Annotated in this window: 9 protein-coding genes and 1 pseudogene; all 10 read left to right on the top strand. The window is 51.5% G+C overall.

Annotation, left to right across the window (positions count from 1 at the left end):
• Positions 1–14 precede the first annotated feature (14 nt).
• The 10 genes and pseudogenes from QUE75_RS19890 (at position 15) to QUE75_RS19845 (ending at position 18,627) form a co-directional block, all read left to right on the top strand.
• Positions 15–3,368: an STY4851/ECs_5259 family protein gene (locus QUE75_RS19890; protein ID WP_286255971.1), complete on the top strand. Its 3,354-nt coding sequence runs from the start codon at positions 15–17 to the stop codon at positions 3,366–3,368.
• 9 nt (positions 3,369–3,377) lie between these two features.
• Positions 3,378–9,644, top strand: a complete 6,267-nt coding sequence (locus QUE75_RS19885) for a DEAD/DEAH box helicase (RefSeq protein ID WP_286255968.1) — start codon at positions 3,378–3,380, stop codon at positions 9,642–9,644.
• Between the two features lie 412 nt (positions 9,645–10,056).
• Positions 10,057–10,628: pseudogene (locus QUE75_RS19880) on the top strand (recombinase family protein).
• Between the two features lie 84 nt (positions 10,629–10,712).
• A complete protein-coding gene (gene dcm, locus QUE75_RS19875) occupies positions 10,713–12,074 on the top strand; it encodes a DNA (cytosine-5-)-methyltransferase (RefSeq protein ID WP_286255966.1) in 1,362 nt (453 codons plus the stop codon).
• A complete protein-coding gene (locus QUE75_RS19870) occupies positions 12,074–12,535 on the top strand; it encodes a very short patch repair endonuclease (protein ID WP_286255965.1) in 462 nt (153 codons plus the stop codon). The genes dcm and QUE75_RS19870 overlap by 1 nt, the downstream gene beginning before the upstream one ends.
• Positions 12,536–13,777, top strand: coding sequence for a type II restriction endonuclease (locus tag QUE75_RS19865; protein WP_286255963.1), 1,242 nt, complete (start codon positions 12,536–12,538; stop codon positions 13,775–13,777). It begins immediately after the preceding gene.
• A 56-nt stretch (positions 13,778–13,833) separates the two neighbouring features.
• Entirely contained in the window at positions 13,834–15,747 is a 1,914-nt protein-coding gene (locus QUE75_RS19860; protein ID WP_286255961.1) for a DEAD/DEAH box helicase, read from the top strand.
• Entirely contained in the window at positions 15,744–16,175 is a 432-nt protein-coding gene (locus QUE75_RS19855; protein ID WP_286255958.1) for an EcoRII N-terminal effector-binding domain-containing protein, read from the top strand. Before QUE75_RS19860 ends, QUE75_RS19855 begins: the two co-directional genes overlap by 4 nt.
• Before the next feature lie 9 nt (positions 16,176–16,184).
• Complete coding sequence (locus tag QUE75_RS19850; RefSeq protein WP_286255955.1) at positions 16,185–17,792, top strand: ATP-binding protein; 1,608 nt, start codon at positions 16,185–16,187, stop codon at positions 17,790–17,792.
• Positions 17,779–18,627 (top strand): HNH endonuclease, encoded by an 849-nt coding sequence (locus QUE75_RS19845; RefSeq protein WP_286255953.1) that lies wholly within the window; start codon positions 17,779–17,781, stop codon positions 18,625–18,627. Before QUE75_RS19850 ends, QUE75_RS19845 begins: the two co-directional genes overlap by 14 nt.
• Positions 18,628–19,140: the final 513 nt, after the last annotated feature.

The raw sequence follows: 19,140 nt of genomic DNA, 5'->3' as shown, positions 1-19,140 counted from the left end.
ATCGTCCAAAGCAAATGAAGAAGAAATGCCGTAAAAAGGACTTTCAAATGGATATGGGCATGAGAAGTAAGTCAAAAGCCTGGGTGAATGAGTTTTTGTTCATTAGAGGTATGATTTCGGGGCCAGATGGAAGTCCGTTATACCTATACCACGTGACTGATGAAGAATTTGCCTATCTTCCGACTTTATTGAGACAGACTTTGCCCGATATCGAGAGTCCCGTGCATTCGGTATATTGGTCGGCTGCTTTCTGTCTTTTCGTTGCTGAAAAATATCGCAGAGAATACGACGGCACCAACCTCGGATGGTCTTGGGAGGGATTCGAGAAACCGCTTTCAATCAAGCTTCCAAGTTTGCGTCATTCAGAAATTGTCAGAAAAGGGCTGGAGTTTTGGCGACGTCCAATTCGCCTGAGAACCAATGGTCATGATTATCTTGGCTCTCTGTTTGATGAAGGTGGATTACCCTGGCGCCTGATTCAGAGTGACACGCACGGCTTCGGTCGGGCTGTTCGTGGGACGATTTCTAACTATTATCGAGTCCAGCAGTTAGGCGGCGACATAGCTTCGACTGTGTCGAATTACGCCCAGTATTTTCCGCAGACATTTAGGACCCATGAAAAATATCTATTGATCGCATCCATTGTTGAGTGGCTGATGGGAATTGCAGAAGCCCATCCCATTGCATCAATTGAAGATCCGGCCGATTACCTTGACGAGCATGCACCTGACTGGCGAAAGCTTTCTCCTCTCCCTGTGAGCGAGGGTAATGCGCGCAATCTCATCAATGAATGGCTTAAAGATGCTGGCAAGAGTCGATCTGAGAAAAAGCGGATTGAAGCAGACGAGAAAAACTTTTCCTGTGATCACTGGTTAAAAGGCACCTATGAAAATTGGGCGCTCGAAACAGAGGTATTTCTGCCTTCAGAACTTTCGATTTCGCTTGAAGGTGCCCCCATTCAGAGCACTAGGGTAGAGGTCGCTTTCTACGAAGGCGATGAACTGCTAAGGCGATCGGGAATTGTTCATGGCAAAGTGAATGACGATCGTTCGCAGATTACGTTAAAGATTAACAACCGAGTAATTCGAGTTGGCCGGGTGAATCCGGAGCTCCCTTTGACCGTTCAGCTTCTATCGAACGGACAGCGAATCGATGCCTTCTATTTCGAGGGAAGCGAAGTCGATTTTGCATCATTGCCACTAATTTTCATTGAGGACGGAGGGCAGTTAAAACTAGCCTCAACAGCGTCTACAACCTTGGCGGCTTCATATGCGTTGGTGAGAGTGCCCCCGGCGTTGAGCTCTGAGGATTTATCCAAGAGTGAGCTGTTAGGAAGTGATCAATTGGGAGCAGAATGGATCCGCGTATCGGAAGACATCACCTTCGTAGGTGCGGATTCGCGAGTGGTTGTGCGGTTTGACCCAAATGCAGTAATCACAAAGCCAACTTTGGCCGGAACGGTGTCGTTGTACGACACACTTCCCAATCTTGTCTATAGGGGGTGGCCAAACCTCAGGGCTACTGGAAATGAGGATAATCAGGACATCAGTCTGTTCGCAAACGGTAAATCCCTGGAATTCGATTATCAAAAAAATGAAGTTGGCAGCTTCAGTCTGAGCGCCGTTGCGAAGGGAGGAGAAACCGTTCTTCGCCGAAAGATTGGTGTTATACCCAAAGATCTGCGAGTAATTTCGGTTCCCGCTTCCACTCACAGCTCCGCCAAAATAATTCTGAGGAGTGTGAGGAAGCTTGCGGTTCATATACTTGATGACTCGATACGGGCCGAAACTCAATTAATAGACGATGGTTGTGAGATAACCCTGGAGCCGATTGTACGAGGGAAGGTTCCGCAAAAGGTTAACGTTGCGCTCTCGGATGGCCTTCATCCTGGTGAACCAGTGATTCTGAGATTACCTTATCCAAGGACTGGGGCTCAGCTTTATGACGATGTGGGCACTGAGGTTAAAGGTGGCTTGATATCCCTCGATCAGCTGATAGGGATGTCTATGACGCTGACACCAAAGCCCGATACGAGAGAACAATTCTTTGTTTCTCTTGAGCTTGTGTGTCCGCAACTTCCAAATTTCCGTCGTCATTATCCTTTCACGGTGAATGCCCAGGCGCAAAGAATTAGCCTCTATGCGTTCGAGGAAGATATTCAACAGATGTTGGGAACAACGTCCAATCAAGACGCATTTGTTCGCATTAGCGTCGAAACAGATCGCATCCTCAAACAGCTCAATATCGTTCGTTATGATGCCCGTCTTGAGGGCCCGTCACCGGCAGGAAGGCTCGAAGTAGTTACAGATATTCCATGTGATTCAGCAAGCTCGGTCAGAGTATCGGGTATGCGACTCGACGATCCCCGCGCAATTCCAGTAGAGGTTCCAGAGAGGGTATCCCAGGGTGTAGGAATGGGGGTATTCGAAATCCCACCGAAAATGATGAAAAACGGTCCATGGTTACTATTTCCCCCGGCCGAATCCAACGTTAAGTTCCGGCCAACGGTCTGGGTTACGGAGGACTCTGCTAACACATCCGAATCTCATGTAAACACCCTGCATTCGGCCGCCAAAGCATTTCACCCAGTGCACAATCCTAATGCTTTTGATCAAGTCATCTCGGCGATGGCCCGGGATTTCTCTCACAGTGGTTGGGATTATCTTCGGGCCCTTAAAGAGCAATACAGCACTTTGCCCTTGTCGGCATTCGAGAGTTGGAAGGCTTTGGCGAACAATACTTCAGCGATAGCAGCGGCAGTTTTTCGGCTAGAGTTTGATCCTGCGTTTTGTAGGCGGTTGAGTAACGAGCTTGCAGTGATCTGGGAAACGGTGAATGTGCAGACCTGGATCGATGTTCGGGCTGGTCAGAGCAATTTTCTTGTCGACCAGGGCATCCCCGAAGAATTAGCTGAAAAACTCGTAGAGGATCGGATAAGCAGCGTCGCTACCGCAATTCCCTGCTTTATGCATCTTTCGAACTATTTGCGAGAGCCAAAGCACGTGAACTTGGAACAGGTTCCTTACGTTTTTGCGAAGATATGCTTTGAAGATTTGCGACGTAATCATGCGGACGACCAGAGATGGCCGGAATGGTTCAAGGTGGAGCTCACAAACTGGATTCACCAGCAGAGCTTCCCGGCGGAAATAACGACCCTCCCCGACGTTGGGTTTTCGAGAGCAGTGGCTTACCTGCCTGTTTTTATGGCGGCGGTCACAGCAGGAAAAGCCAATTTTTCAGACCTCACTGAATCGCTTCCAGAATTGAAATTCGCTGTTCGGGTTCTTTCGGACTTCGACCGTGACGCTTGGTATGAACCTACCTATTCACTGGTACTCTCAAATCTTTTGCTCGAAACAGAAGAATAAGGAATCAAAATGAGTGGTTATTTCAAGGATCTTATTAACCAATCACTAGAGCGTACCCGGGAGTCCACGCTCAGCATCTTGGGCTTGGGTGACCCCGGATTGCGAGCCCATTTGGCAAAGCAAATGAGCAACCGATTGGGCGGGGAGGGCTGTTTTCTCGCGCCACCGGTCTTCGAGCACACGTTTGGGTGGGAGCCGGGCAATATTACCTTTAAGGCCCTTGAGGGCGAACTGCTCAGCAGTGAAGTCATCTCTGCTTTGGCCAATGCGCCCAACGAAAACTATCGGTTCGACCCGAATATAAAGCCTTACACGCACCAGTTGACTGCCTGGCGAACCTTGCTCGCTGCAAAGCCACAGTCTGCAGTAATCACCACTGGGACCGGGTCAGGCAAAACCGAGTGCTTCATGATCCCGATCTTGCAGGATCTCGTCAGTGAATATCAGCAGACAAAGAGACCACTGCAAGGCGTGCGAGCGCTGTTTCTCTACCCTCTGAACGCATTGATCAATTCGCAGCGGGAACGTCTCGATGCCTGGACCCGGCCGTTCGATCAGAACATCAGGTTCTGTCTTTACAACGGCAACACTAAAGAATCTAGAGCCTCTGTTCGGAAAGAACAGAAAGAGGCACCCAATCAAATCCTCTCACGGGAGGAGCTGAGGGAGCATCCGTCGCCTATTCTAATGACCAACGCGACAATGCTTGAGTATATGCTCGTCCGTCAGGTGGATGATCCGATCATTCAGAAGTCCCGGGAAGCGCAGTCTCTTCGCTGGATTGTCCTCGACGAAGCCCACACCTACATCGGATCTCAAGCTGCTGAGCTTTCTCTACTGCTTCGCCGTGTAGTCGAAGCCTTCGGCCGCGAAGCCTCAGATATCCGGTTTGTCGCCACATCTGCGACCATCGCTGATGAGAAGGCTGAAGAACGATTGAGAGAATACCTTGCGGGTCTGGCTGGTGTTCCTTTGCACCAGGTTGTAGTGATCGGTGGTCAGCGTCAGGTTCCGGAAATTCAGTGTGACGGCGATGACAACGGCATGTCACTGGCACAGTTGAAGTCAATCGAAGTGGGAAGCACAACCTCGGCCAAGAGATTCGACGCCCTTTGCAAATCCAGAACGGCACAGCTGATACGGAATACGGTAGTCAACTCACCGAAGCCCGTCAGCCTTAACGATCTCTCCGGCTCTGTGGGGCCTCTGTTGGTTAGTAAAGAGGGTGTTCAACAACAGCAGGAACTATTGGAATGGTTGGATTTGCTAACCGACACCAAACCGTCGGATAAAAAAGAGCCATTCCTGAAATTACGGGCTCACCTGTTTCAACGCATGCTTCATGGACTCTGGAGCTGCGTAAACCCCGGCTGCTCCGCAAAATCCGAGGATCTCAAAGACTGGCCATTCGGCCAGGTTTATGTTCAGCAGCGTGGGAAATGTGACTGTGGTTCGCCAATATACGAAGTCGGCTTTTGTGACGACTGCAAGACACCTCACCTGACGGCTGAGCATGCTCATCCGTATCTGCGTCAGGCCAGCCCCTATGTCGGTGATGAGTTCTCACTGCAGGAAGATGACTCGGATGACAGCGGGCTTTCGGACAGCGCCGGGAGCTCATTGAAAGGGCGTACCGTCATTGCGCCCAAGCCCCACGAAGCCTTCGTTTCTGAAGATCTGGATCTGGACACGGCAGAGCTTGGGAAGCTGGACGCCGAAAACAGCATCACGATTTCACAGGCGGACGAACATGAATCGATCTGCGTGAACTGTGGTAGCGCCGGCAAAACGCCAGGCGGCTTTCTGCGCAAGTCGTATCTGGGATCACCTTTCTACGTCAGTAACGCCGTGCCAACGGTTCTGGAGTTTTGTCCTGACCCTTCCCGCGAAGATTGCGATGGGGAATCACCCGAATCCCTGCCGGGGCGTGGCCGCAAGCTGATCACCTTTACCGATAGCCGCCAGGGCACTGCTCGTATGGCGGTGCGTATGCAGCAGGAAGCGGAACGCTCGCGTCTGAGAGGGTTAGTATTTCAGATACTGAGAAATAAGCAGGCAAAGGCTAACGCCGGCCCTAAAAATGCTCCGACGGCTAGCTATGAAGAATTAATACAGCAAGCCGAGCAGCTTGAGAAAATGGGAATGCACGCTGCTGCTTCGGGGGTAAGGTCTGAAGCTGAGAAACTCAATAGTGGGGGGAGTTCAGAAGACCGTTTGGAGGTTCCCTGGCCTGAACTGGTCGAGGATCTAGCCGCCACGAACGACCTCAAATACTCAATTCTGGATTACAACCGCTACGCCAACCCACAGTTGTTCAAAGGCAATGAGGGCAGCTATTCCATGGCGCGAGTTCTCCTCTTGCGCGAATTCGCCCGCCGGCCCAAAAACCAGAACAGCACGGAAACGCTGGGTCTCGTGTCTGTTGGCTACAAAGGCCTGGAGCAGATAACACACACACCCGACTTCTGGACCGAAACTCAGGCTCCGTCGGCAGATGGCAAAAGCGAATCCCGGCTAACCCTGGACGACTGGAAAGATTTTCTGAAAGTTGCCTTGGACTTCCACGTAAGGGAAAACACTTTTCTCCGGTTTGGCGAAACGGAGCGTTCATGGATGGGCGCGCGGTTCGCGCCGAAAGAGCTATACGCTCCGGGCAGCGATGTCAGTGGCACCAGAGACAAGGCGTGGCCTCAGTTTCAAAAGGGTTCGCCGTCGCGCTTGGTCAAGGTGCTTTCTCTCGGAACAGGCTTGAACACCGAGCTGGAATCGCACCGAAACAAGCTGAACGGTTGGCTCAAGGCCGCCTGGCAAGCATTGGTAAAATCACAGATTCTGCAAACTCAGGGTGGGGGTTATGCGCTTTCCCGCGAAACACTGACCTTTTCTCTGCCCAAGTCGGCTTGGGTATGCCCGGTTACAAACCGGCTAATCGACACTACATTCCGTGGGTTAACTCCCTACTTGCCCAACAAGGCCGAAGTAGAGAAGTATCGATGCACAAGAATTGATATGCCTGAATTCACCTCGCTTGCCCCGGAAGGGGAGACGGAAGGTGTGCTCCGGTCTATCCGAAACCGCGTTGCGGCAAATGACGTTGTTGCGTCTCTTCGTGAGCAAAACCTCTGGACGGACATTTCAGATCGAACCGCTGAGGGCGGCTTTTACTATCGCACCGCCGAACACTCCGCACAGCAAGCTGCAGAGCGCCTACAGAGATACGAGGATGATTTCAAAAAAGGCAAAATCAACGTTCTCAATTGTTCCACCACCATGGAAATGGGCGTCGATATTGGCGGTATTTCGGCGGTGGTCATGAATAACGTACCACCCCACCCAGCCAATTATCTCCAGCGAGCGGGTCGGGCTGGCCGGCGTAGCGAGCCGAGAGCCGTCGCCTACACGCTGTGTAAACCAGATCCGCACAACATCAGGGCCTTCCAGAACCCCCAATGGCCCTGGGTAACGGCCATTCCCGCACCGGTGATTACCCTCAGTGCGGCGCCGCTAGTGCAACGCCACGTGAACTCATTCTTGCTGGCGAACTTCCTCAAGTCCGAAACGGACAGTGATGATGATCGCACCCGATTGAACGTTCATTGGTTCTTCGGCGGCAACCCATCGGTGTGCGAACGGTTTGTCGATTGGCTGGATACACTGGCAGCCGGATCTTCTGAAAACGATGTGGTAAAGGGAGTCGGCCGGATCACGCGAGAAAACACAGCGCTATCTGCCACATCCTTTGCCGTGTTGGCAGCCGACTGCAAAGAAGTGATCCAACAATTGTCATCGTCCTGGCGGGAAGAATACCGCCGCTTGAACGAACGGCATCGCGAAGCGTCGGATGATGCATACAAAAAAGCGTTGGAACTCGAGAAAAAACGCCACGAAGAGGAGTACTTACTGCGCGACCTGGCGGCCCGCGCTTTCCTGCCGGGGTATGGCTTTCCCACAGACGTAGTGAACCTCAATACCTACAACGTCGAAGATTTCATCAATAAGACCGCCCGCAAACAGGAGAAGTCCCGCGAAGACAACATCTTTACTTACAAGGAAAAACCATCAAGGGGCCTACCGATCGCCATCCGCGAATATGCCCCTGGAGCACAGGTTGTCATCGATGGACGTGTATACCGCTCTGCCGGTGTGACCCTGTACTCCTATTACGACAGCGCGCAGGATGGCGCACAAAAAATCGATTGGGCATGGAGTTGTCAGAATTGCGGTGCGCATGGCTACCGAGAGTATGCCTATGTAAACAGTGGTGAGCTGTCATGCACACAGTGCCACAGCATGATTAACCCGAAATATGTCAAATGGGTACTCAGACCAGCTGGCTTTACCACGGATTTCTACGATTCAACGAGCAACGATGTCACTTCTCAGAAGTTCATCCCTGTTGAGAAGCCCCGGATCAGTGTAGATGAAAATGTGATTTCGCTGCCTGACGAACGCTGCGGTTTCATCCGGTTCGGTGACAAAGGGCATGTCTTCCATCACTCGGGCGGTGAAAACGGGACGGGGTACGCCGTCTGCCTGAGCTGTGGGCGAGCGGATTCCATGTCCGCCAATCACGAAATACCGAGTGATCTCCAGCCTGACAAGTTCCACCAGCCCATCGGCGGGAATGCGGGTAGCCACAAAGAGAAAGATTGTTCCGGTGAGCAGGTAAAGGCCGGGATATACCTCGGCTACCAAGCTCAGACCGACGTTCTGGAGCTCATACTCAAGAGCCCGATTACCGGCGAATGGATACCGGCCTCAGAAGGTGGCCGGGTCATTGCCACAACTCTGGCAGTCGCGCTGAGGGATACCATTGCGGACCAACTCGGCATTGCGACCACTGAAATGGGCTTCGGCGTCCGGCAAGACAAAGACCTTGATACAGGAGCAACCCGTTACGTCATCCAGGTATACGACGACGTTGCCGGTGGCGCGGGCTTTGTTCTGACGGGATTAGAGAATCTGGCAGAGCTGATTGAAAAGATGCTCAAAAAGCTTGAGTGCCCGGCCAACTGCGGCAATGTCTGTTCCGCCTGCCTTGCCAGCAAAGACAGCCGGGTGGAGTTCGATGAGCTCAACCGTAAGGCGGCACTGGAATGGGTCGCTCACAGCGGTATCAGAAACCATCTATGTTTACCTGAACCTTTCGCTTCTGTTCCCGGCGCAGCCTACTGGCCGTATGATCCTGAGCGATTTGTCCGGCATTGGATTAACAAAGGTGCGAAAGCTGTCTCATTGCGTCTAAAAGGAGACCCCAGCGAGTGGGATCTCGGTAACCCTGATTTTCGCCGGAAACTCATGGGATGGCGTGCTATTGATGGCTTGCGAGTAACTCTAATCTTGCCGAAGGGCACTACGTTGAGTGAGGAGATCAAACAGGAGCTCGCCAATCTCGGCCGATTCGGTATCGACGTCTCAGAAACCGGCGAGGATCACCCCAATCCAGATATAAGAATGCCGCTTCAGTTCGAGTTTGAAAAGGGCGGGCTCGTTACTCTGATCACCAACAGCACCAACGCCCAGAGTCCCGGTGAAAACTGGCTGAGCGGCGATGACCAGGCCTTGTGGGTTTATTCACATCAGGAGCCTGCTTTCTCGGCCAGCACGCTCGATATGGCAGGTTGGTCAGCTCAGCCTAGCGGCGCCGCGGTGTTAGAGCTGACCACTGAACTGAACGGGTCCATTCAGGATTTGGCCCGAAACTTCTGGAGCATACTCAAGCAAAAGGCTCCGGGTTATGCGGAAGCCATTGATCAAGAAAAAATTGTTTCGCTGCAGTACGAGGATCGCTATCTCAAGTCTCCTTGGGCGGTAGTAATGCTCGCCAATATTTTGAAAGCGGTGGAAGTAGGCGATGAAACATCATTGTCTGTTATAACCATGCCCGGAGATGGCCGTCGGGATAGTCGAATGGCGTGGGACGATTGGGTAAACGCCGAAACGCAGCGCGTCGTCTCGGGTGCGTTTCTTAGGGCCGTTCTAGGGGCCAAACAGGTAGACTTTCAAGTCAATAATGATAGGCGTGAACTTACCCACCGTCGGATACTTAGCATTGGATTGGCCTCGGGGCGTACGATCAAGTTGGCTTTCGATCAGGGCATGGGTTACTGGCAAATGAAATCGCCGCGCTACGACCTGAAAAATTTTAATTTTGATATGGACTTGAAAGCACAAGTCGAAAAAATGCTGGAGCTTGATAAGAGTGGTGAACTAGTCAACGCCGGTGGCTGGGCTACCGACATTGCGGTTTACGAAGACAGTAGTTTGGATCATTAACGAAAGGAATCACCTATGACGAACGATGCACACGAACTATAGCAGGACCCGGCGGATGTCGGGTTTTATGTTTGCCGTGGATAGGCAAAAATCTCAGGAGAGAGAAAACCTGGGAAATGCGAAGGTTCCGCACATTTGGAGTAATTACGCCCCTTTGGGTGGAGCTTGGTTACGCTTACGCTGGTCAAGATGGGAATATCGGACGGTTACTTATTTGTGCACTATCTGTGTACTACAGTATTACCGGCCTGGACCGGCTGGATCGGAACGCCAAACAGGGCTTCACATTGGGTGTTTGTTGGAGAAACGGTCGTCAAGGGTCGTTTGTTGGATGTTATCGCTCACCCAACAAAAATACCCGATTTCGGCTTGTTTGATGTACAACAATCTATGAGCAGAAAAGGTATCTTTTATGATCATAGGTTATGCACGGGCCAGCACAAATGACCAAAATCCGGAGTTCCAGATGGATGCCTTGGATAAAGCCGGAGCCGAACAGGTCTTCTAGGAAAATTTACTGGGACATTGAAACAGCGACCCGAGCTGTCGCAATGCTTACCTATGCTGTGGCAAGGCGATATTCTGATCATCTGGAAGCTGGATCGCCTAGCTCGCTCTCTGAAAGACTTGGTTGAGATTGGTCAAGACCATCCATAATCGAGGCGTCGGATTTAAATCCCTGACGGAATCCATCGACACCACCAGTTCCGGTGGCCGCCTCGTTTTTCATTTCTTTGGGGCTCTAGCTGAGTTCGAGCGCGACCTGATTCGAGAGCGGACGATGGCTGGACTTCAAGCAGCCAGGGCCCGAGGTTGGAAGGGGGGCCGCAACCAGCCATGTCTGATACTGATGTGAAGAAGGCAGCGGCCATGCTTTCAGATCCTCAGATCACAAAGACCGAAGTTACCGCGCATTTCAGAGTAGCCCGAACGACACTGAACGCTTCTTTGAGACGTCTAGTTTCGGCCAGCAATGGTAACTAAAGTTTGGAACTATGCTGGTAAACCTTTGCCCCCTGAGGGAGAATACTGTGAAAAATTATCACACAGTTGACCCGGGGGCGCGCAATGAGGGATGAAGAAGGCTTGACGTTAGTAAATAAACTACTTGAGATATACGACCAAGCCTACTTGGCTGATGCTCTCAATGACTTGGGTTATGACTCTTGGAACCGAGAGCGTATCAATCGTTGGGTAAAAGGTCGTGCCGAGGCCAAGCTCAGTCATTCAGAGTATGAGCACTTGAAGAGTTTCTTGCCAAAGCCTTTCCAGGACGCCGGTCATGAGTTTCGCTTTATTGATCTCTTTGCTGGCATTGGCGGTCTCCGTCGCGGTTTTGACGAGATTGGTGGCAAGTGTGTTTTTACCAGCGAGTGGAACAAGTACGCCGTTAGAACCTATAAAGCAAATCACTATAGCGACCCGGAAGACCATGTGTTTAACGAAGATATCCGTGAAGTTACACTGTCTGATCAGCCGGAAATCTCTGAAGAAGAAGCCTATCGCCATATAGACCAAGCGATCCCGGATCATGACGTGCTTTTGGCTGGGTTTCCCTGCCAGCCCTTCTCACTGGCCGGGGTCTCGAAAAAGAACTCGCTAGGTCGCAAGCACGGTTTTGAATGTGATACCCAAGGCACACTGTTTTTCGATGTCGCTCGAATTCTCAAAGCCAAGCGTCCAGCGGCTTTCTTATTGGAGAACGTGAAGAATCTGAAAAGCCACGACAAAGGAAAAACGTTCGCGGTAATTCTTGAAGCCCTTGATGAGTTGGGGTATGCCGTGGCAGATGTTGACTACGATGGCACCAAGGATCCTAAAGTCATCGACGCGAAGCACTTTGTACCCCAGCACCGAGAGCGGATCGCACTGGTGGGATTCCGCCGCGATCTGGGAATTCACGAAGGGTTCACTCTGAAAGATATCGAGAATCTTAAACCGAAACGCGTCCCAACTTTCGGTGAAATCTTGGAGCCAGACAATGAAGTCGATCCCAAGTACATCCTCACGAAAAAGCTTTGGAAGTATCTGTTCGACTACGCTGAAGGGCACCGGAAAAAAGGAAATGGGTTTGGTTTTGGGCTGACTGGCCCAAATGATATCGCCCGTACCCTTTCGGCACGGTACCACAAGGATGGTTCTGAAATTCTTGTAGATCGGGGGTGGGACCATTCCGCGGGCTTTGATGATTTATTGAACATGGAGAACCATCGCCCCCGCAGGCTTACGCCGAAAGAGTGCGCGCGTCTGATGGGGTTTGATAAACCAGGCGAGTCGAATTTTAAAATTCCGGTATCAGATACCCAAGCCTACCGTCAGTTTGGTAACTCGGTTGCGGTCCCCGTATTCCGGGCTATGGCGCAGTTGATGAAGCCTCGCATCCTTGCTGCGAAGGCGAAACTTGGTGGCAAGGGCTCAGAAGCAGCCTAATGGCTGATGTACACGATCGTGCTACCCGCCGCCGCAATATGCAGGCGATTCGGAGCAAAGATACCAAACCGGAAGTTTTGGTGCGTAAGGCCCTCTTTCGGGAGGGCTTTCGTTACTCTCTCCATAGAAAAGATCTGCCGGGAAAGCCCGATTTAACACTGCCGAAACACCGAGCTGTGGTGCAGATTCACGGCTGCTACTGGCATTTTCATGGCTGCCACCTCAGCAAAATTCCAGACACCGATTCAGAGTGGTGGCGCGATAAACTTCAAACCACTCGTGCCCGTGACCATCGTAATCGAAAATTTCTGGCCGCAGAGGGTTGGCGAGTCTGCGAAGTATGGGAGTGTGCACTGCGAGGGAAAAACCGCCGGGTCTTGGCGGATATAATTTCCCAGATAAAGAGCTGGCTCAATAGCGATGCTAATTATATGGAGATTTCAGGACAGGAGAAGGAATGAATGCTAGATACAGTGAGTGAGATTTTTGATGCGGCAGCCGCCAAGTACTTGACAGCTGTGGATGCGGCTCCCAGTAAAAATTCAACTCAGCATGAGGTTGGAGGACTGGTAAGAGCCGGGATGGGCAAGTTGCTGGGCGTCGGGCCTGAAACATTTCGTTACTCTACAACTTATGCGTATCTCCCAAGTCATTCTGACGTGGATGATTTTCCACCAGTTATTTGCGAGGCAGAGTCAAGCTGGTATGACTGTCGTCGCGATGACCCTGCCCGCAGTCCAGAGTACCGCCTCTACTACGATGAAAACGAGGTGACACAGCAAATCCGGGAGGGCGACCTGCTGGTTGTTGCGAAAAACCGCAACGGCTCTCTGGCTCTGATATTTACGCCTCGCGGTTCCCCCGCTGAAGCGCAGTTGAGGCATCTTTTCGGGCTGCAGGATCTGACCAGAAGCTTGAAGCCAGCATCACTCCCAGAGCAGTCCATGATCCTGCCATTGCGGCTGCTACTGGAAGAAATCGGGATAAAACCCTTCCGGGAAAAGGACGTTGATGACGATCTGGAAATGCTGCTTGAGCGGTTCCCTGAAGGCCTGCCCAAAACTGATGTCCTTTCCGGTCTGGCTAGGGATCTGACTGGAATTGATTCTCGTGATGATGCCGATCTAGCATTACTCGCATGGTTGGATCGTGAAGAGCTTCTCTTTAGAGCTTACGAAAAGCATCTGGTTGCCCATCGACTGCGAGAGGGCTTTGGAGCCGATGGTCTCGATGTAGATGCATTTGTAAGCTTTTCTCTGAGCGTCCACAATCGCAGGAAATCCCGGATGGGGCATTCGCTTGAAAACCACCTTACAACTGTATTTGAACAGCACGGTCTGACCTTCGAACGGGGCAAAGGAACTCTCTACACAGAGGGTAGACAGCAGCCGGACTGGATTTTCCCCAGCTTCTCTGCATATCACGACTCCAACTTTCCTATTGAACGGCTTACGTTGCTAGGCGCCAAGACTACATGCAAAGATCGATGGCGGCAGGTACTGGCTGAAGGCGACAGATTAGAAAAGAAGTATCTCGCAACGCTCGAAGCTGGGATTTCGGAGCGTCAAACTGATCAAATGCAGGAAAAAAAGCTACAACTTGTTGTTCCGGGGCGCATTCACAGTACTTACTCAGACAGCCAAAAAACTTGGCTATACACTATTTCGGACTTTATAGAAGATGCGTTTAAGAAATCCTCATAGTAAGGTTGTTTTGAAGCGGGGGGCTCTTAGAACCAAGTTGTAAGGACGGTATTGACATGAAGAGCTGGGTCCTAAATGGGGACGTTCTGGAAGTAGAAGATGGTAAGGATCGCATCTCTGTCAGCGCGGAACAGGTCTATGAATCCATTTTAGAGGGAGTTTCGCCATGGCCCGATTTGGCTGCCGGGAAATCTGGAGATGCCAAGGAGATCAGTTTCTCTCGCTATCCGGTTGAGCTGGCTTTGGTCATGTCTGCTGATGAGGTCTCAGGGCAGCCATTCCTATCGATCAGGGCTCGGACTCAGCAAGGGTTCAGTTTTCTGGTTTCTAATGAGGCTCTGGCGCGTGGTCATGTGGTGCATGAGGGTACATGGTACCCCGAGGCCCCGGGGTCTGCCGACGAGGTTTTATCGCTGATGAGCGAAGTCGGATATACCGCAGAAAACGGTATGCCAAAAACCTTAAGGGGGTTTTTACACCTTAAAAAAGTCGCCAGCAAGGGCGGCCCGGTAGTCGATGAGATTGGAAGTGATTCCCTAAAATACCTCCTCTCGGAGCATGGCGGCACTGGCAATCCAGAAAACATTCAAGCGCAGCTTTATCCCTACCAGCGTGACGGTTGGTTATGGCTTGGCTTCATAATGCGCGAACAGCTAGGTGGGCTGCTTGCTGATGAGATGGGGCTGGGCAAGACTCTCCAGGTGATTAGTGCGTTGCGTGATCCGGGAGGAGAGGTTGCTGCAGGTGGAGCGCTTGTAATCGCGCCGGGTTCACTCCTTGAAAACTGGATTCGTGAGGTAAAGAAGTTCTGCCCGGACTTCAGGGCGTACAAACATCAGGGAGCGATGCGCACAGGTAGCCCCTCGGATCTAAAGGGATTTGATCTAGTCGTTACATCCTATGACACGGTCATCAGAGATTTATCTCTCTTGAAGATGATTGAGTGGAATGTGGTCATCTTGGACGAAGCCCAGAATATCCGGAACCCGGAGGCTCTGCGTACGAAGTCAGTCAAGGAAATTAGTCGACGGGTCGGTTTGGCAGTCACAGGCACTCCAGTCGAGAATCGGTTGCGTGACCTCTGGTCGATAATGGATTTTGCGGTCCCTGGCTATCTGGGTGACCTGAATAATTTCGAATCGAGCTATGTTGACGATGTCGATGCTGCTTCAGCGCTGGAGCCACTTATATCACCACTCATGCTTCGGAGACGCGTTGCTGATGTTGCTACCGACCTGCCACAACGAATAGACATCCCTGAGTTTCTGGAAATGAGTGAGGTCGAAGCCTCGGCGTATGAGAGAGTGCGTCGAGAGGTATTCGAAGAGTATGGAAAAGCTGCCACGCTTGTCTCATTGGGCAGGCTGAGACAATTCTGTACACATCCGGATATTATTGGAGCCCCAGGCCGCGCTCCGAATGTCGGTTTTTCCAAGTTCGTTCGCCTCATGGAACTTCTGGATGAAATCTTTTCTCGACGCGAAAAGGCTTTGGTATTCACCTCCTATACAAAGATGGCAGACTTGATTTCAGAAATGGCTGTCAGAACATTCGGCGTCATGGCAGCGACTCTTGATGGTCGACTCGCTATTGATGAGCGTCAGCAGCTCATTGATCGTTTCTCAATGCATGATGGCCCCGCAGTTTTGATTCTAAATCCCCGGGCGGGAGGCTCGGGCTTAAACATTACGTCAGCGAACCACGTCATTCACTACAATCCGGAGTGGAACCCAGCGTTAGAGGACCAGGCTTCAGCGCGTGCGTACCGACGGGGCCAAGAGCTCCCAGTAACAGTGAGACGGCTCATTTACGCCGGAACGGTTGAAGAAGCGATGGATGAGCGGTTACACCGCAAACGAAACGTTGCCGAAGCGGCCATCATTGGGACCGGGGGCCAAGATGAAGACTATGCAGATATACTTGAAGCGCTGCAGCGCTCTCCGTTTACTGATAATACGGGGCAAACATGAGTGAACACAGAGTCGTAAAGGTTTTAAGTGCGAACGACACGGGAGAGACCGGGGGCCACCAAGCCGGGCTTTTGATACCCCGAAAAGAAGAAATACTATCTTTTTTTCCAAAGCTTGATAGTGCTCAACTTAACCCACGTGCCCATCTGCATTTCGAGGATCAGGAAGGGAGGTTCTGGGAGTTCGCATTCATTTATTACAACAACAAATTTTTCGGGGGCACTCGGAATGAATACCGGTTAACCCGCATGACGAAATACATTCGTGACGCCGGGCTGGCAACTGGTGATGAGGTAATCCTGAAATACAGAGCCGATGGAAATTATTCTATCTCGTACCAGCGTGGGACCGCAGCTTTAATTACAGAACAGGAAGAAGGCGGAACTGTTCTCAGACTTGGGTCGGGTTGGAAGGTCATTGATCTATAAGGAGTAATTATGTCTGATGTTGAAAGTATTGTCTCTATTCCCGATCCGGGGAGAACAATGGAAGGCCTGCGTGACACGGGGTATAACTTTGAAACCGCTGTCGCTGATCTCGTTGATAACTCTATCGCTGCAGAAGCTACAAAAGTTGATATACAGGTCGCGAGGGACTTTCGAGGCAACATACGGCTTTTGATATCAGACAACGGGGTAGGCATGGACAAGGAGGGCCTCATCCAAGCCATGCAATATGGCTCTCCAAGGCGGCCTGATCCAGCAAGTCTCGGCAAGTTCGGGCTTGGCCTGAAAACCGCTTCAACCGCGTTTTGTCGTCGCCTGTCTTTGATTTCACGCCCCTTTGGCGATGCTAGTGCTCTCATGGCCACGTGGGACCTCGACCATGTCATAGATAACCATGAGTGGCTTCTACAGATGTCCGACGAAGCAGATGATGAGGGCTTGGAGAAGCTGAACGAGGTTGCGCCTGCAGGCTCGGGGACAGTCGTGCTCTGGGACAAGGTTGATCGGCTGCTAAAGAATTATCAAGACCCCACTGGAGCGCCAGCTCGGAAGGCTCTTGAAAAGCGCTGTGGTGAGCTCAGGGAGCATATCGCAATGACTTATCAGCGCTTCCTGGACAGATCTGACAAGCGTGCGCAAGACGTTGAAATTAAGCTCAATGGCGAACCGGTAGCAGCATGGGACCCGTTCCAGAAAGGTTTGTCTGAGCTGGTGGCTGAGGATTCTCCAAGCGTGGAGGGTTCAGGAGCTGGGTTCCAGGTCCGAGCCTACATTCTACCGCGTCGAGAGGAGTTTCCTGACGACGAGCAGGCCAAGGCTGCTAAGCTCTCCTCAGGCAGACAAGGCTTGTACATATATCGTGAAGAGCGTTTGATTCATGCTGCGGACTGGCTTGGAATGTTCCAGAAGGAGCCTCACAGCACATTACTCCGTGTTGAATTCTCCTTCGATCACAAGCTCGACGATGCATTCCACCTTGATATCAAGAAGTCCCAGATCATACTCAATGAGGATCTTTGGAGCTGGCTAAAAGACCAGTTTTTAACGGCCCCTCGTCGAGAAGCTGATCGTCGTTACCGTCAGGGAAAGAAGAAAGAGGTCTCTAAAAGGGCAAAGGATGCTCACGATGCATCCAATAACTCGATTCGGAACAAGGAAGCCGAGCTTGGTGGTGCCCAAGTCAACGTGAATAATCCTGATACTGGTGAGGTAACGGTAACGAATGAGCGCGGCACCTTCCAGACGACTCTTAAGATCAGTTCTGCGACCAAACCAGGGGAGGTCTTTGTTCAGCCTGCTGATGACGTGGCGGACGGCCTGCTTTTCGAGCCAGCGATGATTGAGCAGCACAAGGCAGTCCGCATAAATACCCAACACCCCTATTATCACAAGGTGTACGTCCCGAATCTGAGCAGCAGCGTGACTGTTCAGGGCATGGACTCGTTGATCTGGGCACTCTGCTCTGCAGAACTTACTGCTACGACAGATAAGACTGCAGAGGCCTTCAAAGACATGCGCTATGAGGTCACACGTATTCTGCGTAAGTTGGTCGAGGGGCTGCCGGAGCCCGATACCGGTGGGGATGATGATGCTGCTTGAACTAAAGCATCTTGAGAATTCCGTTTCTATGGAAACGGGCCTGGCTTTTGAGGCTACTACTGGTATTGATAGTGAAAGGCAGCGCTGGTTTGAGCTTCGGCCTAGCCATGTTTCGAGGGACCATGCATTCGCCATTCGTGTAGCGCTTGACTGGAGACGTATACGTATTGACTTCCAGCCGGGTAAGTTTGCTGGCGAGTTACTTGGTAACATGGCGTGTGCTGATGAAACTGGGCGCGCTGCATTCTGTGCCATCCTTGCCGATTGTGCTGAGAGAGGGGCAGAAATAGATTTTCGTGTTAACGGTAGTCCATACCATTTTCAAAGTGACGAGCCGTGGGAGCAGAATTGGAATCGATTTGTTCTCCATTTGAGTAAAGGACTGTTAGAGCTTGGCACGGATGACGGAGAGCCGGATGCGGACATTGTCTGTCGATGGACAGGACGTTTTGCCGCAGCAATCACGGCGATTTTGCCACTTGAAGAGGAAGCCCAGTCTTTAGATGACCAAATGGAGGGCTACCCGGAGGGCGTAATGACGACAGTGCAGGCGAATCGGTTTGAGCGCGATCGACGTAATCGCGCAGCAGCGATTGCGATTCATGGAACGTCATGTCTTGCATGTGGAGTCGAACTGAGTCGCGTCTACGGAGGTGTTGCTGAGGGCTTTATTGAAATTCACCACACTACGCCTGTTTCTGAGCTCGGTGCAGCGTATGTCATCAACCCGGCAAAAGACCTCGTTCCACTGTGCCCCAATTGTCACGCGATCGCCCACCGGCGCTCGCCTCCATTTTCTGTTCAAGAAATCCGGCGCCTGATCGACAATAATTAAGTTTATTGCTTTCGGAATCCGTCTCTGAAACCGAGTTCTAACTGGGCACAAATTTGTCACGAAAAATCAGCGATCTCAATTACGACATAGAGCCAACATGACTTGGATTCGATCTAAGTCATACTGTAGTGGCATAGTGAATCTGGCCACCTGATGTTGAGTGTATGATCACTCACATAATGAATCAGGTGAAGACGAAGACGAAAAAAAGAGGTCCTTCAGTCCTGAAGTCCATTTGGAGGCCAGCCCAGCTGGTGGTCGAGCAGAGATACACGGTGAAAGCTGCCTGCGATGCCATGGGTGTGGGTAAAACTACCATGGAGTACTGTGTTCGAATACTTCGCTTCGAACACACATGGCTTCCATTTCAGAGATAGTCTCGAGGTATTCGGCAGGCTGCGAGATATACTGACTGCATAAAACACTTCGCCCCACAGGCAAATCCATGGAATCCAGTTGTGGAGCTCAGTTTTCCATCCACTAACACCCGAGGGTGATCGGTGAAGGTCTTGT

Origin of the sequence: Marinobacter shengliensis (assembly GCF_030297115.1) — a bacterium.
Lineage (GTDB): Bacteria > Pseudomonadota > Gammaproteobacteria > Pseudomonadales > Oleiphilaceae > Marinobacter > Marinobacter shengliensis.
This window is presented reverse-complemented; position numbering and strand designations above follow the sequence as displayed.